Origin of the sequence: Halorhabdus utahensis DSM 12940 (assembly GCF_000023945.1) — an archaeon.
Taxonomy (GTDB): Archaea; Halobacteriota; Halobacteria; order Halobacteriales; family Haloarculaceae; genus Halorhabdus; species Halorhabdus utahensis.
In genome coordinates, this window is sequence record NC_013158.1 from 249245 (window position 1) to 275785 (window position 26541).

The following is a 26541-nucleotide window of genomic DNA, read 5'->3' on the forward strand; positions in this document are numbered from 1 at the left end:
CGACGCATATGTTCCCGGACCCGATCGTCCTGTCGCTGTTCGAGCAGTTCTTTCCCGAGGGGATCGCCCGCTACGCCATCGGCGGGCTGTTCGTCGGTCTCGGGACAGCCGTCATCTACGCAGCCACGGCCATCGCCCCCGGCGCGAGCACGTTCCTCGAATCGACGCTGACGTTCGTCTCGGATCGATCGCGCTTCCAGCAGTACCGCGCCACGCGTGACTGGCGGATCGTCTTCACCGTGGGGATCGTCCTCGGGGCAGCCGTCTACGCCCTCATCTGGCAGGGCGAGGTCTGGACGACCGACGTCCAGCCCTGGCGGCTCCTGGCCGGGGGGATCCTCGTCGGGATCGGCACCCGAATCGGGAAAGGTTGCACCTCCGGCCACGGCGTCTGCGGGATCGGCTCGCGCTCGAAGACATCGCTGGTCGGCGTGATCACTTTCCTGGGCGTCGCCATCGCGACGGCCCAGGTCGTCATGGCACTGGGGGTGAGTCCCTGATGGCGGGCGCGAACGGGCCCAACGACGGTCGGCATCCGCTGTTCATGCCCGTGATTCTGGTCGGTGGCCTCCTCTTCGGATTCGGCCTCGCTGCGAGTCAGATGGCCAAGCCGGAGGTCGTGCTGGACTTCCTACAACTCACCGACCTCGGCTTGCTGTTCGTGATGTTCGGCGCGGCTATCGTTTCCGGACTCGCCTTCGCGGTGATTCCACGCCTTCGCGACCGTGCGCCGCTGACCGGCGACACCTACAGTCGCCGGCTGAAGTCCTTCGACCGGAACGTCCTGGTCGGCGGGGCGATCTTCGGCGTCGGCTGGGGGATCTCCGGGGTCTGTCCGGGCTCGGCCTACGCGAGCGTCGGGATCGGCAACTGGCCGATCCTGATCGCCATCGCCGGGATGTTCATCGGCGCGTACCTCCAGGGCGTCTGGCGATCACGAACGAACTGACTGTTTCGCTTCGTCTTTTCCATGGAACCTGCCACGATAGCGCTGTTCGGCGTCGCGACCGTCTCGAGTCTCGGTATGGCCTGGGTGATCGGGGCCGGCTCGAGCGGCGCGACGCCCTTTGCGCCCGCCGTGGGTGCCAACGCTATCTCGACACTCCGGGCGGCCCTCGTCGTTGGCGTCCTCGGATTTCTCGGGGCGGTGACCCAGGGCGGCAACGTCTCCGAGGCCGTCGGCAGTGGACTTATCAAGGGCGTCAGCCTCCCGCCGACGGGCGTCATCGCAGTCCTGTTGATCGGCGCAGGGCTGATGGCGATCGGGATCAAGACCGGCTACCCGATCGCGACGGCCTTCACCGTGACCGGCGCGGTGATCGGCGTCGGCCTCGCGATGGGGGGCGATCCGGCCTGGGCGAAATATGGGGAAATTGGCGCGCTGTGGGTCCTGACGCCGATCGGCGGCGGGGCGGTCGCCTTCGGGATCGCACGGACGCTCCCACGTCCGGACGTGCCCGAAGACGTGAGCGTGCCCATCCTGGCCGCGCTCGTCGGCGCAGTGGTCGTCAATCTGGAGTTCGCCTTCCTCGGCAGTGTCGGCGGGACGATCGCGACTGCGGGCGGGCGCGTGATGCCAGCCGGTCGCAGCCTCTCTGTCCCGCTCGTCACGGCGCTCGCCGCCGTCGCGAGTGCACTCGTCGTCCGATGGGATATTGCCCGCGACCTGACCGGCGGACTCCGGCGATTCCTGCTCGCGCTCGGCTCGCTCGTGGCGTTCTCGGCCGGCGCAAGTCAGGTCGGCCTGGCCGTCGGGCCGCTGGTTCCCCTGTTCGAGGGACAGTCGATGGTCCCGACGTTCGCCATCCTGCTGGGCGGCGGGTTCGGCATGCTCGTCGGGTCCTGGACCGGCGCGCCCCGGATGATCACCGCCCTCTCCCAGGAGTACGCCTCGCTGGGTCCACGGCGCTCGATCGCGACGCTTGTCCCCTCCTTTTTGATCGCCCAAATCGCTGTCCTGCTCGGCGTTCCGGTCTCGTTCAACGAGATCATCGTCAGCGGCATCGTTGGCAGCGGCCTGGCCGTCGGCGGAGCCGACGTCAGCCGCCGAAAACTTGTGGTGACCGTCCTTGCGTGGATCGGCTCGCTCGCGGTGGCGCTTGGACTCGGATACGGTGTCGCGACACTGTTCGTGGCGAGATGACCCAGGCGGCCGGTCACGCCCCGGTCATGATCTCGAAACGGGCACCGCCGGACTCGCTCTCGGTGACCGTGATCGTCCAGTCGTGGGCCTGGACGATCTCCCGGACGATCGCGAGGCCGAACCCGGTGCCGTCTTCGGCGGTCGTGAAACCGCTCTCGAAGACATCCGCGCGCTCCTCCTCTGGGATGCCCGGCCCGTCGTCCGCGACGAAAAACCCGTTCTCGACATCCCCGACGGTGATAGTCACGTCCTCGCCGACGTGGTCGATCGAATTGCGGAAGAAATTCTCAAGGAGCTGTCGGAGCCGGCTCCGTTCAGCCTGCAGAGTTACGTTCCCCTCGGTTCGAAGCGTCGCCCCCTCCGTCTTGACGGTCTCCCAGGACTCCGCGGCGATCGTCGATAGCTCAACAGCTCCCGTCTCGGTGACGGTCTGGCCGCCCTGTGCAAGCGTCAGGACATCGTCGATCAGCGCGTCCATCCGATCGAGGGCGTCCGCGACATCGTCCAGCTGGTCGCTGTTACACTCCGTCCGGAGCAGGTCGAGACGTCCCACCGCCACGTTTAACGGGTTTCGCAGGTCGTGGGCCAGGACGCTGGCGAACTCGTCGACGCGCTCGTTCTGGCGTTCGAGTTCAGTGGTGACCAGGCCGTGTTCGAGTTCATAACCAACCCACTTGCTCATCAATCGAACGATGGTCTGCTCGGCGTCGGTGAACGGTTGCTCGCGCGGCTCACTCGAGGCAAAACAAAACGTGCCATACAGTTCACCGTTCGCAACGACTTTCCCACCAACGTAACTACCCAGTTCGAACACCTCGTAGGCTGGATCGCTTTCCCACCCGGCTTCGACGGCGTCAGCGATCACGAGTAAATCGTCGGCCTGTATCGTTTTGCGACAGTATGCCTCGGAGAGCGGACACGTCTCTCCAGGTTGGAGGAGCGCGTGATCACCGTGTGCATAGACGATCCGCTGTGTTCCGGACTCCAAATCACCGTTCGATCCCGGTTTGATCTGGGAGAGAAAGCCATACGCGAGATCCAAATGTTCACACCCCAGTTCGAGCAATCGGGTTACCTTCTGTTCGAACGACCGGTCGGTGTCGGCCGTGATCTCGTAGAGTTCTTGGAGCAGATCGACCGTCGCCTCGCGCTGGCGCTCCTGTTCCTTCCGTTCGGAGATATCACGGACAATCCCGGTAAAGCGATGGTCGCCGTCGATCGTCGTCTCGCCGAAGGAGATGCCCAGCGGGATTTCCGTCCCGTCGCGATGGCGACCCGGCAGTTCGATCCAGTCCCAGTCGAGTTGGCGCTGGCCGGCTTCGAGATACCGAGAGATCGCCGCCGTATGCTCGTCGTGAAACCGTTCGGGCATAATGGTATGGAGTGACTCGCCGACCAGTTCCCCTGGCGTATAGCCGGACAATTCTGTGATCGCATCGTTCGCATACTGAATAATGCTATCCTCGTCGATAGTCAGGACGCCAAGCGTCGTCTGCCCGGTCAGCGCCTCGAAGCGGGCCTCCGTGCGCTCGAGTTCTGCCAGACGCGCGCCGCCCGCAGCCGTGGAGAGCGAAGGTGGGGGATCGCCCGCTGGTCGTTGTCGACGCTGCTCGACGGCGGTGACGATCCGCGTTGCAAGTTCGCTGTAGGCGTCCGGCCCATCGGGCCGCCGTACGTAGTCCGTCACGCCCGCGGAAATCGCCTCGCTGGCGGCGGCCGGGGAGTCCACATCAGTGATCAAAACGAACGGGAGATCTGGATGGTCCGCCCGGACGGCCTCGAAGAACTCGATTCCGGTCGTGTCAGGGATGTCGTCGCTGGCGACGACACAATGGTACCCGGAAGCGGCGAGAGCGTCCACTCCAGCATCGGCGTCCGGCACACTCTCGACGGCGAGTCGATCGGCAACACGTTCGAGAGCTGTCGCCGGCGCGGTTTCCGCGTCCACGCTGCCCGCAACGAGGAGGACGCGGATCGTCTCGACCATATCAGGTTCACCCGCCGCCCGAAGTTAAACAGTTCGACGACGCCGAGAGGGCTGCTAGCCGGCCCGTCAAGCCACGCGCTTTGGCGGCACGACCAATACGTTGCCGTCTGCCTTTGCCACGATATCCTCGGAGACGCTCCCGAGCAGGAGTCGCCGGAGCCGACTGTGGCCGCGCGAGCCGACCAGCGTCGTCGTCGGGTCGTATTCCCCTTCGGCGGCGAGGATCTCCTCGACTGGGTCGCCATCCCGAACCGCAATCCGCGTCTCGATGTCCCAGTCCTGGAGTTGGTCGGCCAGTTCTTCGAGCCGGTCGCGAGGGTCGTCGCCCGGCTCCGGATCGGCGGGTGTCTGGACGTGGACCAGCGTCGCTTCTTCGGCCGCATGCCGGAGATACGAGAACGCCTCGAAGGCCTCCCTGGCGTTCTCCGAGAAGTCAGTCGCGTACAGCATCCGCTGGAAGAGATGCTCCTGGAGAACGGCAGGGTCGTCCGTCGCCCGCTGGATCCGGTTGACGAGCAGCGGCGTCACCGACGTCCGCGCGAGGTTTCTTGCCGTCGAGCCGATGAACCGGTTTTCCAGCGGGCTCGATCCCCGTGACCCGACGATCGTGAGACTTGCGCCGACCGACCCCGCGATCCCGTTGATACGACGATGTGGCGTTCCGCGAACGACATGTGTTTCGACGCCGAAACCAGCATCCTCGAAGGTCTGTCGATACCGATCGAGGGCGCTCTGTCGGCGCTCCTCGAAGTTCATTCCGGGCATCCCAGAGTGGACGTTCGATGGGACGACCGTAACGAGGTGGAACTCCTCGACGCCGATCCGCCCTAAACATTTGAGGCACGTCTCGTTGGCGATCGTGGCTTCGCTCGCCTCCGAGAGATCTGTCGCGTAAACGGCTTTCATATCGCCTGGTTGGTAACGGAGCTATAATATTGCTTCGATTGTCCAATACTAGTTGTCCCCTCACGTTCGAACGCCACTCCTGGAACAATACTGAACTGCCAACTGGAGACACCGATTTACAACAGATCGAACACCGGAAAGGCGGCGTAAATCGCCGGATTTTCAGGATTCTGCTCGTTTTCTGTGGAACGACAACCGCCGAATCGGTGACGGCGCCGTTATATTTGAATAAGTTATGAGAATATTTTGATCGGTTATGTGGCAGATACGTGTTTGTAATATTGTGTCGACTGTTCAAAAGCGTTTTACCCACTGGTCGAATAGAGAGTATTGAACGACGAATCATGATCCGTACACAACTGTCGGCGGTCACGAGGGGAGACGCATGATCGGACTCGGATCGCAGGCCCAGATTCTCGGAGCGGCCACACTCGTGGGCGCTGTGTTAATCGAGGCGGTCGTCCTCTATATTGGGTATGGGGCACTGTCGAGTGTCGTCGCGGAACCGCTCGTCGAACGCATTCGTACACGCTAACCCATGGAACTGTTCGGACTCGCCGCGAGCATGCTCGTGCTGTTCGTCGGCTTTGGCTTCATGGTCGGCGTACTGTTCGGCTTCTTCGGAATGGGCGGCTCCTTCCTCGTGACGCCCGCGCTGATGATCATGGGCTTCGAGACGACCACGGCCGTCGGGAGCGGGATGGCCTTCGTCTTCGGGACGGCCGTCATCGCGACGCTCAAGCACCGTGATCTCGGCCAGGTCGACTACAAACTCGGCGGGCTCATGATCGTCGGGACGACCGCGGGGATCGAAGTCGGACGGATCGGGCTCTATTTCCTCCAGGACCGGGGGCTGGCCGGTCTGATCGTCGGCGTCACGTATGTCGTCCTGTTGGGTGGGGTCGGCCTGTTCGTCACCCGGAACGCGCTCCGTGACGACGGCGACGAGAGCGACGTCGACCACCACGACGCCGAGGCGGAGATCGACCCGGACGAGATTCCGGATATCGCGAAGAAGATTCAGTCCTACACCATTCCGCCGATGATGACCATCGGTGGCGGGATCAAGGTCTCACTGTGGATGGTACTCGGCGTCGCCTTCGCGACCGGGCTCCTCTCCGGATTCCTCGGCGTCGGCGGTGGCTTCATCCGGATGCCCGCGATGTTCTACCTGATCGGCGTGCCCGTCCCGATCGCAGTGGGCACAGATCTCTTCGAGATCGTATTCTCCGGTGGCCTCGGTTCGTTCCTGTACGGGCTGGAGGGTGCCGTCGACCTCTCGATCGTCGCGCCGCTGCTGGCCGGGAGCGCGCTCGGCGCGCGGATCGGCTCGACGGCCACCAGCCTGGTCGATGAGAGCGAAATCAAGATCTACTTCGGGCTGATGTTGCTCGGGGGAGCGGTGGCCGTTGCCCTCCGCCAACTGGGCAACGCCTACGGAATCGGCGAGCTCAAGCTGGTCAGTTTCGCCCTGATCATGCTCTCGGCCCTGGCAGTCGGCGGTGCCGTCATCTACAGTGCCGTCAGTGCGATCCGGGTGGACGCGGAGTCGACTGAGGTCGCCCCGGCGGATTGATCATCGGGTCGCCAACCGCTCACAGGTCTCCATCACGCGCCGCCTGTCGAATCGCCGCCGCTCGGTCGCTGATCGCATCGCGCTCCTCCTCGTCCTTGTCATCCCAGTGGCTATAGACCAGTCCCATCCGGTGATTCGACCGGATCTGGTCCTCGTTGCGCCCCAGAAAGTCCCAGTAGAGTGCGTTCAGCGGACAGGCGTTCTCGCCGGTCGTCTTTGTCTTGTAATACCGACAGTCACCGCAGTAGTCGCTCATTCGATCGACGTAGTTGCTGGTGGCTGCATACGGTTTGGTCGAGAGGACATCGCTGGCAAACGTTCCCATCCCGACGACGTTCGGCGTCGTCACCCAGTGAAACGCATCGACGTAGGCGGCGTGGAACCAGCGATTGAGTGCCCGTGGCTCGATCCCGAACGTCGTGCCGAAGTTCGAGAGGACCATCAGGCGCTCAATGTGATGGGAATACCCGCGACGGCGGACACCCTCGATCACGTCAGCCAAACACGCCATGTCAGTCTCCCCGGTCCAGAAAAAGTCGGGGAGCGGTTCGGTCGCGTTCAACTGATTTGCCGCTCCTAACTCGTCGCGCTCTCGCCGATAGACGTGACGCATGAACTCCCGCCAGCCAAGCACCTGCCGGACGAATCCCTCGACGCTGTTGAGCGGTGCGTCGCCGCGCTCGAAGGTATCGATCGCCCGCTCGATTACCTCGCGAGGGTCCAACAGCCCCAGATTCAGGCTACTCGACAGCAGCGAGTGACTCATCGCCCACGAGTCGCGCTGCATGGCATCCTGATACGAACCGAACGTTGCGAGACGATCCGTACAGAAGTCCTCGAGTGCTGAGAGGGCCTGCTGCCGCGTCACCGGCCACCGAAACGCCTCCGGATCGGCCCAGGACCCGCCGTAGGGCGCTTCATCGTAGCTGCCGTCGAAGCGGTCGGCCACCCACGAATCCACGTCGCGAGTTATCTCGTCGCGCTCGAACGTCGGGGGTCCCGGAGGCGTCCAGTCGTCGGGCGGCGTCTCACGGTTGTCCTCGTCGTAGTTCCACTCGCCACCCACGGGTTCGTCGTCGTCCATCAAATACCCGGTCTCCCGGCGTATGTGTCGGTAGAAGTCCTCATGGCGGTAGTTGTCGCCTGTACGATCGGCTGCCCAGTCGTCGAACAGTTTCCGCGAACAGCAAAACAGGGAGTTCTCGACGATTTCGAGGGATCCCCCGCGTTCCTCGACGAGAGATCGGAGCCTGTCTGCGTCGCCGCCTGCCGGACACATCATCCTCAGGTCGTCGGCGGGGGTGTCGTCGAAGTGGGCGTCGAGGCCGTCGCCAAACGTCTCGACCTGGTGGTAGTGGACATCTCGACCCGCGTCCCGGAGTTCGTCTCGGAAGTGTCGCATCGCGCTGAACACGAGCGTGAGCTTCTGGGGGTGGTACGGGAGGCGCTCGGCGAAGGCGTGGGCTTCGATCAGCAAGACTGGCTCGTCCGGCCGTTCGGCGACGGGGCCGTGTTCGCGAGTGAGTTGATCGCCAAGCACCCAGACGGTCACGGGATCGACCTCCCAAAGCGCATGGATGCACTGTTCGTATCGATGATGTGTAAACCCACGTTTCGGTCAGGCCGGCCCGGGCTCATTATCGCTCACCGGAGAACGGTCGCGGCGGGAGTGAGCAAACGCGAAGCGTTTGCGATCTACGCCGCGGCCGCTTCGTTCCTCCCTTCGGTCGTTACTCAGCGGCCGCGGCGGGAGTTCACCGAGTGAAACGAGGCGAACGTCGATAGACGAGCGAAGCGAGTCTATCGGAGATTCGAACCCGATGGCGAGACTCGCTGTGCTCGCGGTTTCACCGCTCGCCTTACGAGACGCTCTTTCCAGTCACGTCTCGCACCGCTCGTCTCGCGTGATTCGAATCCCTTGGTCCTCCGCTCCTCACTCCGTTCGTCGCTACGGACGGGGCGGGAGTGAGCAAACGCGGAGCGTTTGCGAACTACGCCGCGTCCGTCGTGTGTGACGAGCGGATGCGAGGAACCGCGACGGACGCGGCGGGATTCGAACCCGCGATCGAGAGGTTAGGAACCTCTCGCCCTGTCCACTAGGCCACGCGTCCCGCCAGGGAATGGGAGGTGACTGAAGAAAAACGGTTGGGTTTACTGGCGTGGGATCTGGCTGACGCCGGATCGTTCAGTTGGTTTCCGTGCTCGTTTCGGTGTCCGAACTCGCTTCGGTGTCCGAAACGCCGAATTCGTCGTCGGATTCCTCGTCCAAGGAACTGCCACTCTGGATCTCTTCGAGTTCTTGCTCGACCTGTTCACGCCCTTTCTGGAACTCGCCGATTGCCTGACCACTCGACCGGGCAAGCTTCGGAATTTTGTTCGCCCCGAACAGGAGGACTGCGAGGAGCAGGAGGAGGAGTACCTCCGGCCCGCCGGGGATGCCCAGTTGCAAGATTGTTGTTTCGAACATCGCTACTGAAACCTTACCTACTGTCTATTATAGTCTTTTTGCTAAGCGGTGCACCGGCGCGTGAGTCGACCAGCGGTCAGAGTTGTCGAAAGCGGTACACCTTTGCGGGACTCACCCGTACTGGCGGATGCAATGGTAACCGAAGGCGACTCCGCACCGGACTTCACCGCACCACTCGCAAACGGCGACGTCGACTCGTTCACCCTCTCGGAGCATCTCGATGAAGCACCGATCGTCCTTGCGTTCTTCCCTGGCGCGTTCACGAGCGTCTGCAGCCACGAGATGACTGCGTTCCGCGATCGGATCGAGGAGGTCAGCGAAGCCGGCGCGACGCTGTACGGGATCAGCGTCGACTCGCCGTTCGCGCTCAACGAGTTCCGCGACAAACTCGAACTCCCCTTCGACCTGATCAGCGACGCCGAGAAGGAGATCGTCGAGGCCTACGACCTCGCGATGGACTTCGACGACCTCGGCGTCTACGACGTGGCCAAGCGTTCGGTGTTCGTCGTCAACGGTGACGGCGAAATCACCTATGCGTGGGTCAGCGACGACCCCGGCGTCGAACCGGACTACGACGAAGTGATCGAAGCCGCAACCGACGCAGCCTGACGTCGCGAAGCCGACTGATTTTTCCGGACCGCGCCGCTGTAGCCGGTATGACAGATGCGACAGATGCAGGCGGGAACGAAGGCAGCGCGGGCCGGATATACGATCCTGAGGGAGCACACGCGTTTCCCGACGAGCGACTCAATGCGGTCCTGGAGTACGTGCGTGAAGATGCCGAAATCCAGGCGTATCTCTCGGCACAGAACGTCAATCCCGTCACGCGAAAGCAGTACAACGATCACGGCGAAAAGCACATCACCATCGTCCGCAATCGAGCGCTGTGCCTGTACGACTTATTAAAAGAGGGAGGGGTGACATTCAACGGCGCACGCGAACAGGGCCTCGATGAATCCGACGAACCCGTCATCGTCGCGCTGGCGGCAACCCTCCACGACATCGGTCACGTGGTCCACCGGGACGATCACCCCTACTATTCGATTCCGCTTGCAGCGGACTTACTGGACCGGATCCTTGCAGATCTACCCTTCTACGACGTCGCCGCGGCAGTCCGCGTCAAAGCCGAAGTCCTCCACGCGATTCTCTGTCACGACACGGCAGAGAAGCCGCTGACGGTCGAAGCCGGCGTCGTGCGGGTCGCTGACGCGCTGGATATGGAGAGTGGCCGCTCACGCATCCCATACGAACACGGTGGCCGGGGGATCAACACGGTCTCCAGTCAGGCGATCGAAGCAGTCCACCTCCGGACTGGCGATGGAGTCCCTGTCCTCGTCGAAATCGAGATGACCAATGCGGCCGGCGTCTATCAGGTCGACAACCTCCTGAAGGCCAAGTTGCACAACTCGGGGCTCGAAGAGCGTCTCCGCATCGTCGCCATCAACACCCGCGAGGACACCGATCGGATCGTCGAGCGTATCGAATTATAGTCAAGGGCGCTCCAGAAAATCGGACACACGCCTTGAAACGGTCTGATAACAATATTTAATATTTTCACCACCCTGAGTTAGTATATGAGTGTTGTCAGTGTCTCGATGCCCGAGGAGTTGCTCGAACGGATCGATCAGTTCGCGGAAGATCATGGCTATACCGGTCGGAGCGAAGTGTTCCGGGAAGCGAGTCGGAATCTCCTCAATGAGTTCGAAGATCAATCCCTCGAGGGACGAGCGTTGATGGGCGTCGTGACTGTGGTCTTCGAATACGAGACGACGAACGTCGAAGAGAAGATGATGCGACTCCGCCACGACCACGAAGAACTGGTCGCCTCGAATTTCCACAGCCACGTGGGTGGCCGTCACTGTATGGAGCTGTTCGTCCTCGAAGGCACGCTAGAAGCTATTTCGACGTTCGTCGGGAAGATCCGTGCCACGAAGGATACGCTCACGATCGATTACTCGGTCCACCCCGTCGACGATTTCGGGGCGCTGGCCGACATCTCATGAGGGCGTTCAGTGTATGCTCTCGCAGGTGACCACTCACAATCAGATGGTGCATGTCAAATCGAAGGATACGATGGGTGAGATATGGCAATCACTGCATCAGTTGCCGAAAATCTAACACCGGACGGTTTTAGGGCTAGGAGCGCCTCCATTATGTTGTTATGGGCTTTGGTAGCTACGATGAATCCGAGCAGGAGAATCAGGCCAGTGGATCGGACATCGACGACAGCGAGAGCGTCGACGTCGATGCGACCGACCACGACGGGGACGTCAACTTCGAAACCAACGCCTCACAGGACGAACTCCTGGACAAGCTCCAGGACATGAAAGACTAAGACGGCGATCTCTCTCTGTTCGCTACTCGGTCTTCTCGTATTCCGCAGCCAACGCGTCGAGTGTTTCGTGGTGTTCCGTCGTATGTGGGGCCGTCAGCGGCGAAACGCTGATCCGATCCTCGACGACGGCTCGTCGGTCGGTCCCGTCCGGGTCGGGAATGGTCCCCTCGGCCATCCACTCCCAGATCCGATCGTGGAGTTCGATCTCCTCCCCATTTTCGACGGCACCCATCTCGTAGACGCGTGATGGTGTCGTGATCTCCATCGGTGCCGTCGCGTTCCCCTCGACAGCAAGCGGCGCGTTGACGTTCAGATAGTCAGCCTGCTCGAAGACACCGGATTCGAGCCCTCGATCGACAAGATACCGCGCCGCTCGCGTCGCGTTCGCGTACGAGCCCGGCTCCTCCGTGAGTGGATCCCATTTGTCGTCGTCGCGAACCGGAACGTACATCGAGACGGCGATCGCCGGCACGTCGAAGAAGGTGGCTTCGACGGCGGCACTGACCGTCCCGGACCGGCCGAGGACGTACGCACCGAGGTTCGCGCCGTCGTTACACCCGGCGACGACAATGTCGACATCGTCGAGCAGGACTTCCATCCCGGCGACGACACAGTCCGCCGGTGTACCGTCGATGGCGTACCCGAGTTCGTGGTCGCTCACGCCGACGTTCGTCGAGATGGATCGCCCGACTGCACTCCGGTCGGCGGCGGGCGCGACGGCCGTCACGTCACCGACCGTCGAGAGGGCGTCGTACAACGCACCCAGTCCGACGCTGTCGATCCCGTCGTCGTTCGTCAGCAAGATCGTCGGCTCCTCGTTCATGGGCGGACTCGGGGCGGCGGGCGCAAAAACCTTCCTCGCGCGACGACGACCACAGAGCCGTCCGCCGCTTCAGGGAACCGGCACGCTGTCGACGACGGTCTCGGCGTCGACGACGAGATTGTACGCACCCTCGTCGTCGTTCCACAGCGCGAGCGCGTTCTCGAAGGAAAGGAGGTCACCATACTGGCTCTCGACGAGGCCACGGTTCAGTGTGGACTCGCGGGTCAGTACGGCGAAGTGATCGATAGCTTCGCTGCCATCGCCCACCAGGAACAGCGGGTTCGCGTCGGGGCCGGAACTGAGGTCCGGACTGAGCTTGATCCCGACGACGTCAACCCGATCAGTGACGTACGAGTCCGCGTCGGCCATTGTGGTGACGCGAGATTCATCCGGCCTGTACTCGATCGCGGTCGCATCGTCTCGCCGGAGGATCGAGTAGGCGTACTGGACGTCCGTGTTGCGGAACTCGCCGTCGTCGTGATCGGTATCGTCACAGGCATCGTCAAGCCGCTGTTGGAACGGGGGGGCCGCCAGATCGGGCTTGCGATCGAACGACCAGCACTCCCCGGCGGGCGTCTCGCCGGGCCAGAGACGCACGGTTGGGGCGTAGATCGTGTAGGTGTCTTCGACGGCCCGCTCGATGGTCCGCAGGCCGGTTGCCGTCCGCTTGTCGGCCGGCGACAGCGCCAGTATCGACCCATCGGGTTCGAGGGCGTCGCCATAGTGTTCGAGGACGGTCGCCGGCGATTCGAGTTCGTCGAGGACGTTCGAGAAGACGATCAGGTCGAACGTCCCGTCCGGTTCGAAGTCCTCGGCACGCTCGCGATGGACGGTGGTGTGGGCGTTCCGGGCAGTTTCGTCCAGGAGTTCCGAGAGAACGTCGGCGGCGGCGCTCGGTTCGACCGCGTGGTAGTCAACGATACCACCGGCGTCACAGACGAGATCGAGCAAGCCAAGCGCGGGACCGCCGACGCCGGCCCCGATGTCGAGCACCCGAAGCTGTGCCGGCAACCGATCGTCGGCCAATAGTGGTCCCAGGGCGTACTGACCGACGGCATAGTAATCCGGGAGGTGATAGATGGCGTACGCGAGGGCAGTCAGCCGATCGTAGGCGACATCCTCTCCCTGGAGGTAGGACTCCTTGACCGCCCTGATACGCGAGCGAAGTGTCGCACCTGACTCCCCCGTCGGCCAGCCAGCACCGAACTCTCCGACAAGTTGATCTTCGACGATCCGGGTGTAGCCGTCCGGAAACGTCTCGACCCGGTCGACGCTCGCGTCGAGCGGCCCCTCGGGGGCCGGAACGAAGGTCCCGTCCGCGCGTTCGGAGAGACCGAGTTCGACGGCGGATTCCCGGATCGTCTGCGTGACGACGCCCGGGTGGGGCTGGTCCGGAACGTACTCCCTGATCTCGTCGGGATCGATCGGTCGGACGTTCCGAAGATACCTGACGCTGTCCAAAATGGCGTCACGCTGATCGGGATTCATCGGGTCCCCTGGGCCGGGCGAGCGGCCTGATACAATTCCTCGAACCCATCGTCGTCGGCATTCGCGAGTCGGTCAGCCGCGGCGGCGACGTCGTCGACACCTTCGAACGCCGCCTGGATGTCGGCATAGACGCGGGGTTCGCCGTCAGTGACGGTCTCAAGTAAGTCAAACAACCCCGCGGAGATGGGGGTCTGGAATCGATCCGGCACGGGCTCGGCAGCCAGCCCGAACGCCAGGATCGCGGCGTGGGTCCGGGCCTGAACGGTCTCCATCGCCGCATCGTGTTCCGCCGGCGTCGTCTCGAATAGCTCGTTGCCGGCGGCAGTGAGCGCGTTACGAACCCGATCCGTGACGGGGCCTGATTCAGCAGCAACAAGCGGCACGTTCCCGGGAGCGTTCGCCGGAGCGAACAGCGGGTGAAAACTCACCCGCTCGCAATCAGGGGCATGTTCGGCCATCGCCTCGACGGGTTCGGCCATGATCCCTGCAAGATCACAGATGGCCTCTTCAGCGTTCGTGGCGTAACTCTCGATCGCTTCGGCGGTCACCGGCATCGGGACGGCGATGCAGACCAGCTCGAAGCGCTCTGTCGTCTCCGAAGCGACGGCCCGGCCGCCGACAGCGTCGGCCGCCCGTTGGGCCGCAGTCGAATCGAGATCGGTGACGGCAATATCCGGTGAATGAGTGGTGTCTGCCACCAGTGTCCGGGCAACCCACCGACCCATTTCCCCGGCCCCGACGACGAGTACGTTCATGGGAATGCGGTACTCCGGGCCGACTCAAAAGCAATTCGCCTCACCTGCCTTTGACGTCAGCAAATAATAATGAGTTATCCCCCTTCGAAAGCGCTAACACGCCCGAACGGGTAACCGGGCGCATGAAACGCGTCCGCTTTCGTGACCCGGCAGGAACGATTCGGGGGGGACGGTGGGTCGTCGAGGACGGGGAGGCGTACGTCACTACTGCACTCGGAGCATCCGACCCCGTCGCGGCGGACGACCGAACGTATCGGGCCAGCGACGTCGACGTACTCGCACCGGCTCAGCCGACGAAAATCGTCTGCATCGGGCGGAACTTCGTCGACCATGCTGACGAACAGGACGCCGACGTCCCGGACCGCCCGCTGCTGTTCTTGAAGCCACCGAACACCGTCGCCAGCCACGGCTCGACGGTCTCGCTTTTGGCCGGCAAGGAACGCATCGACCACGAGGCCGAACTCGCGGTCGTGATCGGTGAGACTTGTCACGACGTGGACGCAAGCGACGCTGAAGACGTGATCGCGGGCTACACCTGCTTCAACGACCTCTCGAACCGCGACGATCAGCGTGTCGAGACCAACTGGGTCCGCGGCAAAGCCTTCGACAACGCCGCGCCGATGGGGCCGGTGCTCGCGACGCCCGAGGAGGTGCCGGCGGACGCGAGCATCGAACTCCGGGTGAACGGTGAGACGCGACAGTCGGGGAGTCGCGAGGACATGGTGTTCTCGGTGCCCGAACTGATCGCCGAGATCACCGACTACATGACCCTCGAACCCGGCGACGTGATCGCGACGGGCACGCCGGCCGGCGTCGGCCCGCTCGAAAACGGCGACACGGTCGAGATCGAGATCGAAGGGATCGGGACGCTCGAACACGGCGTCCACATCCCCGAGTGACAGATCGACACAGATGGAAGAACTCGACGTCGAGGACGGGTTCGACGTCCACGACTACCGCCACGGGCTCAAATTACTCAAGGAGGACCGGGAGACGATGCGCCTCGAGAATCGCGAGGGGTTCGCATGCCCGGCCTGTAGCCGTCCATTCGAGCGGTTACTGGTTTCAGAAAAGCGGATGCACACGTTCAATTCGCCGCCCGGGCCGTTCTGTCTCGTCCGGACGGCCGAACAGTTGCTGGTGTTGACCCATTCGAAGTGACTCCAGCAGTCGGCTGTCTGTCTCCCCGGAAGGCAAACTGTTAGGGGCCAGGCTGTCGAGTGTAGGGTCATGGCAGCGGTAACCGACCTGGTCGAGCGACTCCGCAGTGGGGAGCTCCGGCTGTACGAACTCGAGGACATCGCCGATCCGGACGACGCGACGGCTGCGCGCCGTGAGTACGTCGAGACAGAGGCCGACGCCGATCTAGAGACAGTCGGCTCGTACTCGATCGACGCCGCCGACGCCGAGCCCAACATCGAGAACATGATCGGGACGGTCCAGATCCCGATGGGTGTCACTGGTCCCCTGCCCGTCGACGGCGAGGCGGCCGACGGCGAGTACACCGTTCCGCTGGCGACGACCGAGGGGGCGCTGGTCGCGAGCGTCAACCGCGGCGTCACCGCGATCCGGGACGCCGGCGGGTCGACTGCCCGTATCATGAAATCGGGGATCACCCGCGCCCCTGTCTTCAGCGTCGCGGACGTCGGTGAGGCCAAGGCGGTCGCTGAGTGGGTCCGCGAGAATGAAGCCGAACTCGCGGCAGTCGCCGAGGACACCGACCCTCACATCGCCTTCGAGGACGTCACGCCGTACGTCGTCGGTGACTCCGTCTTCCTCCGGTTCCGGTACGATACCGGCGACGCCATGGGGATGAACATGGTCACGATCGCTTCTCGGGCGGCCAGCGAACTGGTCGAGGCGGAGACCCCGGCAGAGCTGGTGGCGCTCTCGGGGAACCTCTGTTCGGACAAGAAACCGGCGGCGATCAATTCCGTCGAAGGGCGGGGCTATACCGTCGCAGCCGATGTCTTCCTTCCCGACGACCTCGTCGAGGACACGTTCCACGCGACCAGCGAGGCGATTGCGACAGTCAACACCCGGAAGAACCTTGTGGGGAGTGCGAAAGCGGGCAGTCTCGGATTCAACGCCCACGTCGCCAACATTGTCGGTGCGGCCTTCCTCGCCCTGGGCCAGGACGAGGCCCAGGTCGTCGAGGGATCGAACGCGATCACGAGCCTCGAAGCCCGCGAGGACGGTCTCTACGCCAGCGTGACACTGGCCTCCCTGGAGGTCGGGACCGTCGGCGGTGGGACGGCCTTGCCGACCCAATCCGAAGCGCTGTCGGTGCTTGGCCTCGCTGGTGGTGGCGATCCCGTCGGATCGAACGCGGAAGCACTCGCGGAGATCATTGCGACGACGGCACTGGCTGGGGAACTCTCCTTGCTGGGTGCGTTAGCTTCCCGGCACCTCTCAAGCGCACACGAAGAACTCGGTCGGTGATTTTCAGGCGACGCTGGCGTCGGGTTCTGTGTTGACACCAGGGCAGACATCACTCGTCGCCATCAGCCGTGGTCGGCTGCGTATCGTCGACAACGACGGCGTACCCGAACCCCGTCGCGATCAGGAACAGACCGCTGAGAACCAGCGTCAGTCCGCCAACGACAGCAAACAGGAGGGCAGACCGTGCGAACGGGGCGAGAAAGACGAGCGTGAACCCGGCTGCGCCGGAGAGAGAACCGACGCCACTCCGATATCGGCCCTTCGTTGCCGCATACAGCCCGACCGTTCCCAGACCGATCGCGGCGACGCCTGCAACGATGCAGAGTAGCTCGTATCCCCCGAGACGGACGCTCAGGTCCAGTGCGACGACGCCGGCGGAAGCAATGCCCGCAATGACGAGGGCGATCCCGCCGATCACCGGCTCTGCGGCCGTCCAATCGGTTGGCTCGCGTGTGGTCACATCTACCGGTACACACCCGATCCTCTTGAAACTGTGCGATACGTCGGTGATTCACACACCAGTGCCCAGGAGTCTCCCCTCACTTTCACCGCGGAGGACGGCTTTCAGTTTCACCGCGGATGGACGGCTGAGAGGTTTATGCGACCCAGGTCAACGGACACTCGGCGGCCGTCGGTGAGCACCGACGGGCGTCTCCAGGTGTGAGAACTATGTCGACTGACGACCCATCCATCCCCGCACGCATTCAGCCCTGGCTCGACGTCATCAAGCGCTCGTTGACGATTCTGTTGCTTGCCTACGGCGTGCTCAGGGCACTCGGCATCGCATAGCCCTATCAGACGAGACGATACGTGCCGCGATTTTCGCTGACGTCACCGGCCCTGACGAGGGACGAGAGGGCTCGTCGCGTATACTTCTCGGGCACCCCACGCTCGGCAGCGTATTCGACGATCGCCTCTTCGTCTGGATCATCGAGTTCGACGAGAGCGGCACGGACGATTTCCTCACGGCTGGTCGATCCGCCGGCCCCTTCCGTCGCGCGTCGACCCGCGTCGGCGGCCTCGTCACTATCGACGCCCTTCGATTCGAGGTATTCGTCGTCGTCGATCACGGCCTCGGACACCGCCGCCTCCATCTCCGCGTAGGAATCCAGTCCGTCAAACGCCTCGCCCAGATCCTGGCGTTCGGCGAGCATCGCGGCGCGGGCTTGCCGAGCGGCGTCGGCTGTTTCGGTCTGTGCGAACTTCCGCAGGAGGTCGAACTGCCGGCGCTTGCCACATCGTGGACACTGCGAGGTCTCGGGTCGCCCCTCGATCACCCACAGCGCGCTGCAATCCGTACAGCCGACCACCGAGTACATGGCCGTCATCTCCGACCGGACAGGCTTGAATCCTCCGCTCGGTCTATCGACTTGGCCATCTTCACGTGCGTGATGCCGGCCTCCTCGAACTCGTCGCTGACCTGTTCGTAGCCCAGATGCTCGTAGAAATCGACGACGCGAAGCTGTCCATGGAGTATCAGCCGCGTTAGTCCCTGTCGTCGCGCCGCGGCCTCGACGGCGTCCATCAGTTCTCGGCCAAGCCCTTCCCCACGGTGGGACTCCAGGACCGCCAGGCGTTCGACCTTGCCGACGCCGGCCTCGGGTTCCCGGAGTCGCGCCGCGCCGACAGGGTCGCCGTCGGCGTAGGCGACGAAGTGGGTCGCCTCATCCTCGTGCTCGTCGATCTCGATGTCCGGATCGACGCCCTGCTCCTCGACGAAGACGGCAAAGCGGACGTCGTAGGCGTCCTCTCGGTCGCCGTCGACCTCGATGCGGTAGTCGGTGGCGGTCATGCTCGTGACTGAGCAGTGTAGGCGGTGACGGTCAAAGGGCGTTGCGTTCGTACAGCTACGAGAATGGCCGGCCGTCTGAAGGGGGCGTTACGCCAGTTGCTCGATGTTCGCAACAATCTCTTCGGCGTACTCCTCTGTGCCGAGTTTCTCGGCGTCCTCGAGCTGTCGTTCGAGGTCGTAGGTGACTTTGCCCGCGGAAATCGTTTCCTCGACGGCGTCACGGACGAGATCAGCGGCCTCGTCCCAGCCCATGTAATCGAACATCAGGCGACCGGAGAGGATCATCGCGGTCGGGTTGGCCATGTTCTGGCCGGCGCGCTTGGGCGCGGAGCCGTGGACCGGCTCGGCCAGGACGCGGGCGTCGCCGAAGTTCGCGCCGGGTGCGATACCGAGGCCACCGATCTGGGCCCCGGCGGCGTCGCTCAGGTAATCGCCGTTGAGGTTCGGCATCGCGAGCACGTCGAACTCGTCGGTCCGGAGTTGCATCCACTGGAGCATGGCATCGGCGAGGCGCTCCTCGACCATGACGGCGTCTTCGGGAATGTCGACCTCGTCCTGGGTCTCCCAGAGGGAATCAGGCGCAGCGAAGACCTCCTCGTCGGGGTACTCCTCCTCCGCGACTTCCATACCCCAGTCACCGAACTGCCCCTCGGTGAACTTCATGATGTTGCCCTTGTGAACGAGCGTGACCTTGTCGCGGTCGTGCTCGATGGCGTAGTCGATGGCCTTCCGGACGAGGCGCTTGGACCCGTACTCCGTGATCGGCTTGATGCCGATGCCGATCGGGCCGTCGTGCATCGTCTCGTCGAAACCCATCTCCTCTTCGACGAAGTCACGGACTTCCTCGACCTCGTCGGTGCCTTCCTCCCACTCGATGCCGGCGTAGACGTCCTCGGTGTTCTCCCGGAAGGTCACCATGTCCATCTCCTCGGGAGCCTTCATCGGCGAGGGGACGCCGTCGAGATAGTACGTCGGGCGGACGTTCGCGTAGAAGTCGAGCGTCTGCCGGAGCGCGACGTTGAGCGAGCGGAAGCCAGCGCCGACGGGCGTCGTCAGCGGCCCCTTGATCGAGACGCGGAACTCGTCGATCGCGTTGACCGTATCGTCCGGAAGGTTCTCGTCGTAGCGCTCACGGCCGGACTCGCCGGCGTAGACGCGCATCCAGGCGATCTCGCGGCCGGTCGCCTCTGCGGCGGCGTTGAGCACTTTCTGGGCGGCGGGGCCGACATCCTTGCCGATCCCGTCGCCGTGGATGATCGGGACGATCGGGTTCTCGGGGATGTCCAGTTCGTCCGCGTCCTCGTCGATGACTTCGATGGGCTGGCCCTCGCTAGGTACAGAGACCTGGTCGTATGCGTCTGCCATGTTCCGACCCTCGCCCGTGGCTTACAAAGGCCTGCCGTTTTCCGCGAGAACCGCACTCCCGGCACGCCTTTCCGCGATTCCACTTCCGGCGGTGACTCACCGGAACGCGGCGGCGATCCCCGCGACCAGCGCCGGCCCCTGTTTGACGACCGCGCGTGGCAGTCGCTGTCGGGCTCCATCGAGCGTGTCCGCAAGGGCACCGGTGGCGTTCTCGGCGATCCCATCCCCGTGGCCGACCAGAATCCGGTTCGGTTCGAGATCACCGAGAAGATCCCGTGGCGGAAAGAAGCGACAGGGAAGCGTCAACGTGAGGCGCTCGCTGCCGACGGTCCAGCGGGTCGACAGCAGATCGGGCGTGTACAGCTTTCCGTCGCCCTCACGGTACGCGACGCCCTCCCGCCAGCCCGGAAGCGGATCGATGCGATCGACGACGAACCCCGACTCGCCCAATTCGCGGCCGTAGCGTTCGATCGACGCGTCGACGCGTTCCGGGACGCGATCCATCCAATCCGGAATGAACACCGGCACGTCGTAGCGGTCGGCAAACGTATCGGCGTCACGGGCGTGGAAGTTCGAGAGAACGGCGACGCCGGCCACTTCGCCCAGTTCGGCGGCCAGCTCGTCAACGCCAGCCGCGTCCAGCGGATCGAACAGCCAGACGCCGTCACCGCCGCGGACGGCGTAACTCGCTCGCTGTCCGCCCTCCTCCGGATGGGCAATCCAGCCAAATCCCGTCTCGAAGTGATCGAGGATTCTGGGGTCCGTCGCGTCGCGACGGTCGTATACGGGCATGGCAGTCGCTGGGACTGTCACCGACAAACCGATTGCGAAAGACGAGCGTGGTAGCCGGCGGAAACCGCGTCTCGAATGCCCGCGAACGACAGATGTTTTATCCGTGGCTGTCCGAACAGTGACACATGACTGACCACAGTACGGCTCGGTCGACGCGCCGGGCATTCATCGGGGGCCTCGCAGTCACGGGGACCACTGGCCTGGCCGGCTGTAGCGGGTTGTTCGGTGGCGATTCAAACCCAGTCGCGAACGCACCAATCCCGGATAATCCCGGACAGTATACGTACGAAACGATGGGGAGCAGCGACGCGCCGGTGTCCGGCGCATTCGTCACCAACTGGAAGTGTCCGCACTGCTCGACCTTTTCGACAGGGTTCCTCGGAACGATCGTCGAAGAGTACGTAGAACCCGGGGATGTCATACTCGAACACCGTGCGCTGGCCTATTCAGGCCAGAATCCGTGGATGGGTGAGGATGCACCGCGTGCGGCCGAGGCCGGACTGGCAGTCTGGCGCACGGATCCTGCGTCGTACTGGGAATATCACGAGCACGTCATGGCGAACCAGGGTAATCCTCGTGACACGTGGGCGACGACGGATCGTCTCGTCGGATTCGCTGAGGATGTCGGCGTTAGCAATGTCGAGGCGGTCCGGACTGCCATCGAAGACAGAACGTACGAGCAAACAGTCCGCTCCACGGCGAGTGCACTGGGCAGGGCAGGCATTACTTCTACGCCCGCTCTTGTGATAGAAGGCGAGGTCTTCAATGCACTCAACAAGTCGGCAGTTAAAACGGCGCTCGACGAGAAAACGTCGAATGCCTGAACCAATGCAGGACGAACCCGCAGTCGTCATCCTCCGGCTCGGCCATCGACCAGGCCGCGACGAACGGATGACGACCCACGTCGGACTCACGGCACGGGCGCTCGGTGCCGACCGGATCATCCTCGAATCGGCAGCCGAGGGTCGGCGTGAGACGATCGAGGACATCACCGACCGGTTCGGTGGCCCCTTCGACGTCGAGGTCACTGATTCCCCGCTGGGCCGGCTGCGATCCTGGGAGGGATCGATCGTCCACCTCACGATGTACGGCCAGCCAGTCCAGCGCGTCGAGGACGAAATCAGGGCGAGCCACCGAAAAGAGCCGCTGCTGGTGGTCGTCGGGGCGGAGAAAGTCTCCTTCGAGGTGTACGATCGGGCCGACTGGAACGTCGGCGTGACCAACCAGCCCCACTCCGAAATTGCTGCGCTCTCGGTCTTTCTCGATCGCCTGTTCGACGGGCGCGAACTCGACCGGGAGTGGGAAGACGCCGACAAGCGCGTCGTTCCGAAGGAGACGGGGAAGCGAGTCGAAGAGGCCGAGTAGTGGAGTCCCCGGAGCATGAATCGAGTGCGGCTGGCCAGCCGCAGGATCTCGCGCCCATCGTTCGGAGAATTTAAACGACTCACTGCCTCATGGGTATACAATGGCTTTTGAGGAATATCTCGAGGATCCCGTCATACAGAAGTACCTCCACGAGCTCGTGGGACCGACGGGCATGCCGGTCGCGGCCGCACCGCCCGATGGCGAGGTCACCGACGAGGAACTCGCCGAGGAACTCGGCCTGGAACTCAACGACGTCCGCCGGGCGCTGTTCATTCTCTACGAAAATGACCTGGCGAGTTACCGCCGGCTCCGGGACGAGGATTCGGGCTGGCTGACGTATCTCTGGACCTTCGAGTACGACAACATCCCCGAGCAACTCGAATCCGAGATGCACGACCTCTTTGAAGGTCTCGAGGAACGTCGTGAGTACGAACTCGACCACGAGTTTTACCTGTGTGAGAACTGTGGCATCCGCTTTGAGTTCGCCGACGCGATGGACTACGGCTTCGAGTGTCCCGACTGTGGCTCGTCGCTCGAAGCGATGGAGAATACCGCACTCATCACGGCGATGGACGAACGGATCGACGAACTCGAAAGCGAACTCAACCTGGATATCGACACCTGATGGTCGTCCTCGCAACCAAATGCTACGTCGGCGGCGATGCGCGCGATCGAGCGCTTGATTCACTGGGTTCGCTCCTCGACAACGACCTCGGCGAACTCGACGTCGAGTTCGACCTCGGACTCCGGAACGACGACTTCCCGTCGGTGACGGTCACGGGACCGGACGCGGAAGTCGCCCGTAACCTCCTCCGGGAGGAGTACGGCGAGATCACCCCACATCTCGTCCCTGAGGAGACGTACGTCGGGACGCTCGAATCCTGGGACGACGACGGGTTCGTCCTCGATGCCGGTCGTCCCGTCCGGATTCCGGCCGACGAGATCGGACTGGGGCCGGGAACGCCCGAACAGATTCGGACGCGCTTTGGGCTCGTCCAGCACCTCCCGCTCCGGTTCGTCTGTCTTTCCGATGGGGACGGCGAGACGCCGCCGACAGGGCGACTCGACGACGACGAACGCGACCGGCTCTACGAGTGGACCCGCGGGACGGGCCGGCTGAACGTCAATAGCGCGACCCGAGCGGAGGTTCGTGCGACGGTCAACCGCGCGGGACACGCCGAGGACATCGTTACCGTCGAGCGCCTCGGATTGCTCGAACAGAGTGTCGTCTGCCGTGAGGGAACGGATCCGCCCGGGCTGCTTGCCAGCGTGGGTGAGTATCTCCCCGCTGAACTGCTTGCAGTCGTCCCATGAACAGTCGAACGCGCTTCGTTTTCGGCGTCGTGGGGTTGCTGGGCCTGCTCGCGCTGGCAGGCTGTCTCTCGCCGGTCAGCGACGCCGACCTCGCCGAGAACGCCACCTACGACTGGGACACGGAGGCCAACGCCACCTACCGACTGTATGCCGGCAACTACACGGCAGTCGTCGAGATTCAGGACCAGGCGTCCCTGGAGTTGTTCCTCGAGGATGGACTCGGATCGGAACAGCCCATTCCGATCTCGGGGCTCAAATTCCAGTACCCCAACGGGACGGTTGGGAATGATTCGGTCTACTCGGTGTCGACAGGCCGATCCAAGGTCGTCCTCGAACCCCCCGTGGAAAACGGGACGGTGGCGTTCACCGCGAGGCGGTCAGGATCGACCTTCCGCACCAGAACGCTGGTTGCCGGGTCTCACGAGGTTGCACTCTCACCGAACAAGCGTGTCGGGTTGCCGGTCGTCTCACGGGTCGTTCCCGGCGGGTACGAAACCGAGCGTTCGGGGGACCGGGTCCTCCTCCAGTGGGACACAATCGAGCGCAACACGATCTCAATCAAGACCTATCTCGAACGGGACCTCGTGCTGTTCGGTGGGCTCGTGGGGATCGTTTCAGTGGTCGCGGTGATCGGACTCGCGTACTACCGTCGGGAGATCGCCAAAGTCAGGAGGCAACGACAGGAACTCGGTCTCGATGTCGAAGGCGAGACCGATGACGACGACCCCCGGGACCGCGGTCCGCCGCCGGGAATGAAGTAGCGCTGCCTCCGCAACGCCGCCACGGCGCCGCGGTCATCGTCAGTCTGACGATATGACCGAGGGGCGTCACCTCTTTGTCCGCCCAGTGCCGACATCCGGTATGCGCGTGGGGTTGATCACTGTCGGTGACGAGCTTCTCGCCGGGGATACGGTCAATACCAATGCCGCCTGGCTGGCCGAGCAGTTGACCGATCGTGGCGTTACTGTCGGCCGTATCACTGTCGTTCCGGACCGAACAGCGGACATCGCCGAGACCGTCGACGCGTATCGTACGCAGTACGACGCCGTACTCCTCACGGGCGGGATCGGACCCACACACGACGACGTGACCATGGAAGCCGTCGCCGAGGCGTTCGACGTCGCGCTCGTCGAGGACCAGGCCGCGCTCGACTGGCTCGCCGAGAATCGGGATTACGCTCGCGAGGATCTCGCCGACGGGACAGCATTGATTCCAGCCGGTGCCCGGATGATCCCGAACCGCGAGGGCGTCGCGCCAGGGTGCGTCCTCGCGAACGTCTATGTCTTGCCGGGCGTACCGGCAGAGATGCAGGCGATGTTCGACGTGGTCGCGACCGATTTCACGGGTGAACAGCAGCATATCGAGGTTGTCCACGTCGACGAACCCGAGAGCGCGTTGCTCGACCGTATCGAAACACTGGGGGACCGGTTTGACGTCACTGTGGGAAGCTATCCTGGCGAAATCGTCCGCCTCAAGATCTCAAGTACGGACCGAGACGCTGTCGAACGCGCGACTGCATGGCTCCGTGAACGGGTCGAGTTGGCGGCGGCCGAGGAGAGCTAGCGGGCCAGGTAGCGCCACCACGCCAGCGCGAGGATAATACTGACCAGGCCGACGATCGCCCCGGCGACGTTGATCACCGTCGTATCGACCGTCGAAGTGAGCGGAGTGAGCATACCTCCGGCTACCACCCCGCGGAACTTAAACCATCCCGCCGTTACAGAACACGCCGGAACCGTAGCGGGGTGACAGAACCACGTCCCCCTGCTTTCGTCATCAACCCGGTCTTTTGAAGTGTCTCAATCGTCTACCGTGGACTAACGAATGAGCGAGGACTTCTATGACGTTCTGGGTGTCTCCCGCGATGCGAGCGAGGAGGAGATCCAGGAAGCCTACCGCGAGAAAGCACGCGAGTATCATCCGGACGTGAGCGACGACCCCGACGCCGAGGAGAAGTTCAAAAAGGCAAAGAAGGCAAAGGAAGTCCTCACCGACGAGGAGAAACGCCAGGCCTACGACCGCATGGGCCACGATCGATTCGAGCAGGCCGAAAAGCGCGGGGGCTTTGACGACCGTAGTGGTCGGGGTGGCGCAGGCGGTCGACGGGCTGGTGGCGATCCCTTCGGCGGTGGGGGCTTTGGCAGCGTCGAGGACATCTTCGATCAGTTCTTCGGCGGCGGGGGTGGCGGCCGCGGTCGTGACCGCCCGCGACAGGGCCAGGATCTCAAGACACGCCTCTCGATCGGCCTCGACGAAGCCTACGAGGGCGTCGAAAAACAGTTCACCGTCACGCGGCCCGAAACCTGTTCGGACTGTGGCGGCGAGGGCCATCCCCCTGATGCCGACTCCCGGACCTGCCCCGAGTGTGAGGGACGTGGACAGGTCACCCGCGTTCAGCGGACGCCGATGGGTCGCGTCCAGCAGACGACGACATGTTCACGGTGTGATGGCGATGGGACACTCTACGAGGAGACGTGTTCGACGTGTCGCGGCGACGGTGTCGTGCGAAACGAGGCGACCCTCAGCGTCGACGTGCCCGCCGGTATCCGCGACGGCCAGTCGCTACGGATGGAACGCGAAGGCGCACCCGGCGAACACGGCGGCCCCAACGGCGACCTCCTGATCGAAGTCGAAATCGAGGAGCACGATGACTTCGAGCGCGACGGCGACAACCTCCACTACACCGCACCGATCACGTTTCCGCAGGCCGCGCTGGGCGATACGGTGGAGGTGCCGACCTTCGACGGCCCCGTCGAGGTCGACATTCCGGCCGGGACACAGAGCGGGGAGACGTTCCGCCTCGAAGGCAAGGGCATGCCACGGCTCCGTCGGCGTGGGCAGGGGGACCTGCTGGTCACGGTGCAGGTATACACGCCCGAGTCGCTCAACGACGAGCAACGCGAGGCACTCGAAGCGTTTGCGGAGGCAAGCGGCGAGGAGATCGACGTCGAAAAGGGCTTTTTCGACCGGCTGAAGAACTCGCTGTAGCCG

General features: G+C 63.5%; 31 protein-coding genes and 1 tRNA gene. 19 read left to right on the forward strand and 13 right to left on the reverse strand.

Going from position 1 to position 26541, the window contains the following annotated elements; all coding sequences use genetic code 11:
* Nucleotides 1-8 precede the first annotated feature (8 nt).
* From HUTA_RS01255 to HUTA_RS01265, 3 genes are read left to right on the forward strand one after another with little or no spacing between them, the layout of a single operon-like run.
* Nucleotides 9-500, forward strand: coding sequence for a YeeE/YedE family protein (locus HUTA_RS01255; RefSeq protein WP_012795323.1), 492 nt, complete (start codon nt 9-11; stop codon nt 498-500).
* Complete coding sequence (locus HUTA_RS01260; RefSeq protein WP_012795324.1) at nt 500-949, forward strand: YeeE/YedE family protein; 450 nt, start codon at nt 500-502, stop codon at nt 947-949. The genes HUTA_RS01255 and HUTA_RS01260 overlap by 1 nt, the downstream gene beginning before the upstream one ends.
* Before the next feature lie 21 nt (nt 950-970).
* Nucleotides 971-2143 (forward strand): inorganic phosphate transporter, encoded by a 1173-nt coding sequence (locus tag HUTA_RS01265; RefSeq protein WP_012795325.1) that lies wholly within the window; start codon nt 971-973, stop codon nt 2141-2143.
* Nucleotides 2144-2156: 13 nt separating this feature from the next.
* Here HUTA_RS01265 and HUTA_RS01270 read toward each other — a convergent pair whose 3' ends face one another.
* Nucleotides 2157-4130, reverse strand: coding sequence for a PAS domain S-box protein (locus tag HUTA_RS01270; protein ID WP_012795326.1), 1974 nt, complete (start codon nt 4128-4130; stop codon nt 2157-2159).
* Nucleotides 4131-4196: 66 nt separating this feature from the next.
* The gene (locus HUTA_RS01275; protein ID WP_012795327.1) at nt 4197-5036 is read right to left on the reverse strand and encodes a universal stress protein; all 840 of its coding nucleotides are present in this window, start codon (nt 5034-5036) and stop codon (nt 4197-4199) included.
* Nucleotides 5037-5421: 385 nt separating this feature from the next.
* Here HUTA_RS01275 and HUTA_RS15470 point away from each other — a divergent pair, with 385 nt between their 5' ends.
* Together HUTA_RS15470 and HUTA_RS01280 are read left to right on the forward strand one after the other, a co-directional pair.
* The gene (locus HUTA_RS15470) at nt 5422-5571 is read left to right on the forward strand and encodes a DUF7512 family protein (protein WP_012795328.1); all 150 of its coding nucleotides are present in this window, start codon (nt 5422-5424) and stop codon (nt 5569-5571) included.
* 3 nt (nt 5572-5574) lie between these two features.
* Nucleotides 5575-6612, forward strand: coding sequence for a sulfite exporter TauE/SafE family protein (locus HUTA_RS01280; RefSeq protein WP_012795329.1), 1038 nt, complete (start codon nt 5575-5577; stop codon nt 6610-6612).
* Between the two features lie 19 nt (nt 6613-6631).
* On the opposite strand, the gene HUTA_RS01285 is transcribed toward HUTA_RS01280, so the two are convergent.
* The 3 genes from HUTA_RS01285 to HUTA_RS01295 form a co-directional block, all read right to left on the reverse strand.
* Nucleotides 6632-8164 carry a cryptochrome/photolyase family protein gene (locus HUTA_RS01285; RefSeq protein ID WP_012795330.1) on the reverse strand — a complete coding sequence of 511 codons (1533 nt, stop codon included), beginning with the start codon at nt 8162-8164 and terminating at the stop codon, nt 6632-6634.
* Nucleotides 8165-8650: 486 nt separating this feature from the next.
* Nucleotides 8651-8723 (reverse strand) — tRNA-Arg (locus HUTA_RS01290).
* A gap of 74 nt (nt 8724-8797) precedes the next feature.
* A complete protein-coding gene (locus tag HUTA_RS01295; protein WP_012795331.1) occupies nt 8798-9079 on the reverse strand; it encodes a twin-arginine translocase TatA/TatE family subunit in 282 nt (93 codons plus the stop codon).
* Nucleotides 9080-9211: 132 nt separating this feature from the next.
* Between HUTA_RS01295 and HUTA_RS01300 the strand changes: the two genes are divergently transcribed.
* The 4 genes from HUTA_RS01300 (at nt 9212) to HUTA_RS01315 (ending at nt 11414) form a co-directional block, all read left to right on the forward strand.
* Nucleotides 9212-9688: a redoxin domain-containing protein gene (locus tag HUTA_RS01300; protein ID WP_012795332.1), complete on the forward strand. Its 477-nt coding sequence runs from the start codon at nt 9212-9214 to the stop codon at nt 9686-9688.
* A 47-nt stretch (nt 9689-9735) separates the two neighbouring features.
* Entirely contained in the window at nt 9736-10569 is an 834-nt protein-coding gene (locus tag HUTA_RS01305; protein WP_012795333.1) for an HD domain-containing protein, read from the forward strand.
* Nucleotides 10570-10653: 84 nt separating this feature from the next.
* A complete protein-coding gene (locus HUTA_RS01310; RefSeq protein ID WP_012795334.1) occupies nt 10654-11082 on the forward strand; it encodes a CopG family ribbon-helix-helix protein in 429 nt (142 codons plus the stop codon).
* 158 nt (nt 11083-11240) lie between these two features.
* Nucleotides 11241-11414: a DUF5786 family protein gene (locus tag HUTA_RS01315; RefSeq protein ID WP_012795335.1), complete on the forward strand. Its 174-nt coding sequence runs from the start codon at nt 11241-11243 to the stop codon at nt 11412-11414.
* A gap of 22 nt (nt 11415-11436) precedes the next feature.
* Here HUTA_RS01315 and surE read toward each other — a convergent pair whose 3' ends face one another.
* The 3 genes from surE to HUTA_RS01330 all read right to left on the reverse strand — a co-directional run bounded on the left by surE (nt 11437) and on the right by HUTA_RS01330 (nt 14480).
* A complete protein-coding gene (gene surE, locus HUTA_RS01320; protein ID WP_012795336.1) occupies nt 11437-12237 on the reverse strand; it encodes a 5'/3'-nucleotidase SurE in 801 nt (266 codons plus the stop codon).
* Nucleotides 12238-12306: 69 nt separating this feature from the next.
* A complete protein-coding gene (locus HUTA_RS01325; RefSeq protein ID WP_012795337.1) occupies nt 12307-13725 on the reverse strand; it encodes a small ribosomal subunit Rsm22 family protein in 1419 nt (472 codons plus the stop codon).
* Nucleotides 13722-14480 (reverse strand): prephenate dehydrogenase/arogenate dehydrogenase family protein, encoded by a 759-nt coding sequence (locus HUTA_RS01330; protein ID WP_012795338.1) that lies wholly within the window; start codon nt 14478-14480, stop codon nt 13722-13724. The genes HUTA_RS01325 and HUTA_RS01330 overlap by 4 nt, the downstream gene beginning before the upstream one ends.
* Nucleotides 14481-14602: 122 nt before the next feature.
* Between HUTA_RS01330 and HUTA_RS01335 the strand changes: the two genes are divergently transcribed.
* The 3 genes from HUTA_RS01335 (at nt 14603) to hmgA (ending at nt 16922) form a co-directional block, all read left to right on the forward strand.
* Nucleotides 14603-15379 (forward strand): fumarylacetoacetate hydrolase family protein, encoded by a 777-nt coding sequence (locus tag HUTA_RS01335; RefSeq protein WP_012795339.1) that lies wholly within the window; start codon nt 14603-14605, stop codon nt 15377-15379.
* A gap of 13 nt (nt 15380-15392) precedes the next feature.
* Nucleotides 15393-15641, forward strand: coding sequence for a DUF7385 family protein (locus HUTA_RS01340; protein WP_012795340.1), 249 nt, complete (start codon nt 15393-15395; stop codon nt 15639-15641).
* A 69-nt stretch (nt 15642-15710) separates the two neighbouring features.
* Nucleotides 15711-16922: a hydroxymethylglutaryl-CoA reductase (NADPH) gene (gene hmgA, locus HUTA_RS01345; RefSeq protein WP_012795341.1), complete on the forward strand. Its 1212-nt coding sequence runs from the start codon at nt 15711-15713 to the stop codon at nt 16920-16922.
* A 49-nt stretch (nt 16923-16971) separates the two neighbouring features.
* Here the strand turns inward: hmgA and HUTA_RS01350 are convergent, their stop codons facing one another.
* The 5 genes from HUTA_RS01350 to HUTA_RS01370 form a co-directional block, all read right to left on the reverse strand.
* The gene (locus tag HUTA_RS01350; protein ID WP_012795342.1) at nt 16972-17382 is read right to left on the reverse strand and encodes a hypothetical protein; all 411 of its coding nucleotides are present in this window, start codon (nt 17380-17382) and stop codon (nt 16972-16974) included.
* A gap of 334 nt (nt 17383-17716) precedes the next feature.
* A complete protein-coding gene (locus tag HUTA_RS01355) occupies nt 17717-18241 on the reverse strand; it encodes a DUF5817 domain-containing protein (RefSeq protein WP_012795344.1) in 525 nt (174 codons plus the stop codon).
* Between the two features lie 5 nt (nt 18242-18246).
* A complete protein-coding gene (locus HUTA_RS01360) occupies nt 18247-18714 on the reverse strand; it encodes a GNAT family N-acetyltransferase (RefSeq protein ID WP_012795345.1) in 468 nt (155 codons plus the stop codon).
* An 87-nt stretch (nt 18715-18801) separates the two neighbouring features.
* Complete coding sequence (gene icd / locus HUTA_RS01365; RefSeq protein ID WP_012795346.1) at nt 18802-20079, reverse strand: NADP-dependent isocitrate dehydrogenase; 1278 nt, start codon at nt 20077-20079, stop codon at nt 18802-18804.
* 96 nt (nt 20080-20175) lie between these two features.
* Entirely contained in the window at nt 20176-20871 is a 696-nt protein-coding gene (locus tag HUTA_RS01370) for a hypothetical protein (protein WP_012795347.1), read from the reverse strand.
* A 125-nt stretch (nt 20872-20996) separates the two neighbouring features.
* On the opposite strand from HUTA_RS01370, the gene HUTA_RS01375 reads away from it, so the two are divergent.
* The 7 genes from HUTA_RS01375 to dnaJ all read left to right on the forward strand — a co-directional run bounded on the left by HUTA_RS01375 (nt 20997) and on the right by dnaJ (nt 26538).
* Nucleotides 20997-21695, forward strand: coding sequence for a DsbA family protein (locus HUTA_RS01375; RefSeq protein WP_012795348.1), 699 nt, complete (start codon nt 20997-20999; stop codon nt 21693-21695).
* A 4-nt stretch (nt 21696-21699) separates the two neighbouring features.
* A complete protein-coding gene (locus HUTA_RS01380; RefSeq protein WP_049941140.1) occupies nt 21700-22236 on the forward strand; it encodes a tRNA (cytidine(56)-2'-O)-methyltransferase in 537 nt (178 codons plus the stop codon).
* Between the two features lie 100 nt (nt 22237-22336).
* Complete coding sequence (gene tfe, locus HUTA_RS01385) at nt 22337-22861, forward strand: transcription factor E (protein ID WP_012795350.1); 525 nt, start codon at nt 22337-22339, stop codon at nt 22859-22861.
* Nucleotides 22861-23550, forward strand: coding sequence for a DUF2110 family protein (locus tag HUTA_RS01390; protein WP_012795351.1), 690 nt, complete (start codon nt 22861-22863; stop codon nt 23548-23550). The genes tfe and HUTA_RS01390 overlap by 1 nt, the downstream gene beginning before the upstream one ends.
* The gene (locus HUTA_RS01395; protein ID WP_012795352.1) at nt 23547-24311 is read left to right on the forward strand and encodes a DUF5803 family protein; all 765 of its coding nucleotides are present in this window, start codon (nt 23547-23549) and stop codon (nt 24309-24311) included. Before HUTA_RS01390 ends, HUTA_RS01395 begins: the two co-directional genes overlap by 4 nt.
* Nucleotides 24312-24411: 100 nt before the next feature.
* Nucleotides 24412-25113, forward strand: coding sequence for a competence/damage-inducible protein A (locus HUTA_RS01400; RefSeq protein ID WP_049941141.1), 702 nt, complete (start codon nt 24412-24414; stop codon nt 25111-25113).
* Nucleotides 25114-25374: 261 nt separating this feature from the next.
* The gene (dnaJ, locus tag HUTA_RS01405; RefSeq protein ID WP_012795355.1) at nt 25375-26538 is read left to right on the forward strand and encodes a molecular chaperone DnaJ; all 1164 of its coding nucleotides are present in this window, start codon (nt 25375-25377) and stop codon (nt 26536-26538) included.
* The last annotated feature ends 3 nt before the right edge of the window (nt 26539-26541 follow it).

What these genes read in the sequence shown, in the direction of transcription:
- HUTA_RS01255 (WP_012795323.1), top strand. Translation starts at nt 9, where the DNA reads ATGTTCCCGGACCCGATCGTCCTGTCGCTGTTCGAGCAGTTCTTTCCC.
- HUTA_RS01260 (WP_012795324.1), top strand. Translation starts at nt 500, where the DNA reads ATGGCGGGCGCGAACGGGCCCAACGACGGTCGGCATCCGCTGTTCATG.
- HUTA_RS01265 (WP_012795325.1), top strand. Translation starts at nt 971, where the DNA reads ATGGAACCTGCCACGATAGCGCTGTTCGGCGTCGCGACCGTCTCGAGT.
- HUTA_RS01270 (WP_012795326.1), bottom strand. Translation starts at nt 4,130, where the DNA reads ATGGTCGAGACGATCCGCGTCCTCCTCGTTGCGGGCAGCGTGGACGCG.
- HUTA_RS01275 (WP_012795327.1), bottom strand. Translation starts at nt 5,036, where the DNA reads ATGAAAGCCGTTTACGCGACAGATCTCTCGGAGGCGAGCGAAGCCACG.
- HUTA_RS15470 (WP_012795328.1), top strand. Translation starts at nt 5,422, where the DNA reads ATGATCGGACTCGGATCGCAGGCCCAGATTCTCGGAGCGGCCACACTC.
- HUTA_RS01280 (WP_012795329.1), top strand. Translation starts at nt 5,575, where the DNA reads ATGGAACTGTTCGGACTCGCCGCGAGCATGCTCGTGCTGTTCGTCGGC.
- HUTA_RS01295 (WP_012795331.1), bottom strand. Translation starts at nt 9,079, where the DNA reads ATGTTCGAAACAACAATCTTGCAACTGGGCATCCCCGGCGGGCCGGAG.
- HUTA_RS01300 (WP_012795332.1), top strand. Translation starts at nt 9,212, where the DNA reads ATGGTAACCGAAGGCGACTCCGCACCGGACTTCACCGCACCACTCGCA.
- HUTA_RS01305 (WP_012795333.1), top strand. Translation starts at nt 9,736, where the DNA reads ATGACAGATGCGACAGATGCAGGCGGGAACGAAGGCAGCGCGGGCCGG.
- HUTA_RS01310 (WP_012795334.1), top strand. Translation starts at nt 10,654, where the DNA reads ATGAGTGTTGTCAGTGTCTCGATGCCCGAGGAGTTGCTCGAACGGATC.
- HUTA_RS01315 (WP_012795335.1), top strand. Translation starts at nt 11,241, where the DNA reads ATGGGCTTTGGTAGCTACGATGAATCCGAGCAGGAGAATCAGGCCAGT.
- surE (WP_012795336.1), bottom strand. Translation starts at nt 12,237, where the DNA reads ATGAACGAGGAGCCGACGATCTTGCTGACGAACGACGACGGGATCGAC.
- HUTA_RS01325 (WP_012795337.1), bottom strand. Translation starts at nt 13,725, where the DNA reads ATGAATCCCGATCAGCGTGACGCCATTTTGGACAGCGTCAGGTATCTT.
- HUTA_RS01330 (WP_012795338.1), bottom strand. Translation starts at nt 14,480, where the DNA reads ATGAACGTACTCGTCGTCGGGGCCGGGGAAATGGGTCGGTGGGTTGCC.
- HUTA_RS01335 (WP_012795339.1), top strand. Translation starts at nt 14,603, where the DNA reads ATGAAACGCGTCCGCTTTCGTGACCCGGCAGGAACGATTCGGGGGGGA.
- HUTA_RS01340 (WP_012795340.1), top strand. Translation starts at nt 15,393, where the DNA reads ATGGAAGAACTCGACGTCGAGGACGGGTTCGACGTCCACGACTACCGC.
- hmgA (WP_012795341.1), top strand. Translation starts at nt 15,711, where the DNA reads ATGGCAGCGGTAACCGACCTGGTCGAGCGACTCCGCAGTGGGGAGCTC.
- HUTA_RS01355 (WP_012795344.1), bottom strand. Translation starts at nt 18,241, where the DNA reads ATGTACTCGGTGGTCGGCTGTACGGATTGCAGCGCGCTGTGGGTGATC.
- HUTA_RS01360 (WP_012795345.1), bottom strand. Translation starts at nt 18,714, where the DNA reads ATGACCGCCACCGACTACCGCATCGAGGTCGACGGCGACCGAGAGGAC.
- icd (WP_012795346.1), bottom strand. Translation starts at nt 20,079, where the DNA reads ATGGCAGACGCATACGACCAGGTCTCTGTACCTAGCGAGGGCCAGCCC.
- HUTA_RS01370 (WP_012795347.1), bottom strand. Translation starts at nt 20,871, where the DNA reads ATGCCCGTATACGACCGTCGCGACGCGACGGACCCCAGAATCCTCGAT.
- HUTA_RS01375 (WP_012795348.1), top strand. Translation starts at nt 20,997, where the DNA reads ATGACTGACCACAGTACGGCTCGGTCGACGCGCCGGGCATTCATCGGG.
- HUTA_RS01380 (WP_049941140.1), top strand. Translation starts at nt 21,700, where the DNA reads ATGCAGGACGAACCCGCAGTCGTCATCCTCCGGCTCGGCCATCGACCA.
- tfe (WP_012795350.1), top strand. Translation starts at nt 22,337, where the DNA reads ATGGCTTTTGAGGAATATCTCGAGGATCCCGTCATACAGAAGTACCTC.
- HUTA_RS01390 (WP_012795351.1), top strand. Translation starts at nt 22,861, where the DNA reads ATGGTCGTCCTCGCAACCAAATGCTACGTCGGCGGCGATGCGCGCGAT.
- HUTA_RS01395 (WP_012795352.1), top strand. Translation starts at nt 23,547, where the DNA reads ATGAACAGTCGAACGCGCTTCGTTTTCGGCGTCGTGGGGTTGCTGGGC.
- HUTA_RS01400 (WP_049941141.1), top strand. Translation starts at nt 24,412, where the DNA reads ATGCGCGTGGGGTTGATCACTGTCGGTGACGAGCTTCTCGCCGGGGAT.
- dnaJ (WP_012795355.1), top strand. Translation starts at nt 25,375, where the DNA reads ATGAGCGAGGACTTCTATGACGTTCTGGGTGTCTCCCGCGATGCGAGC.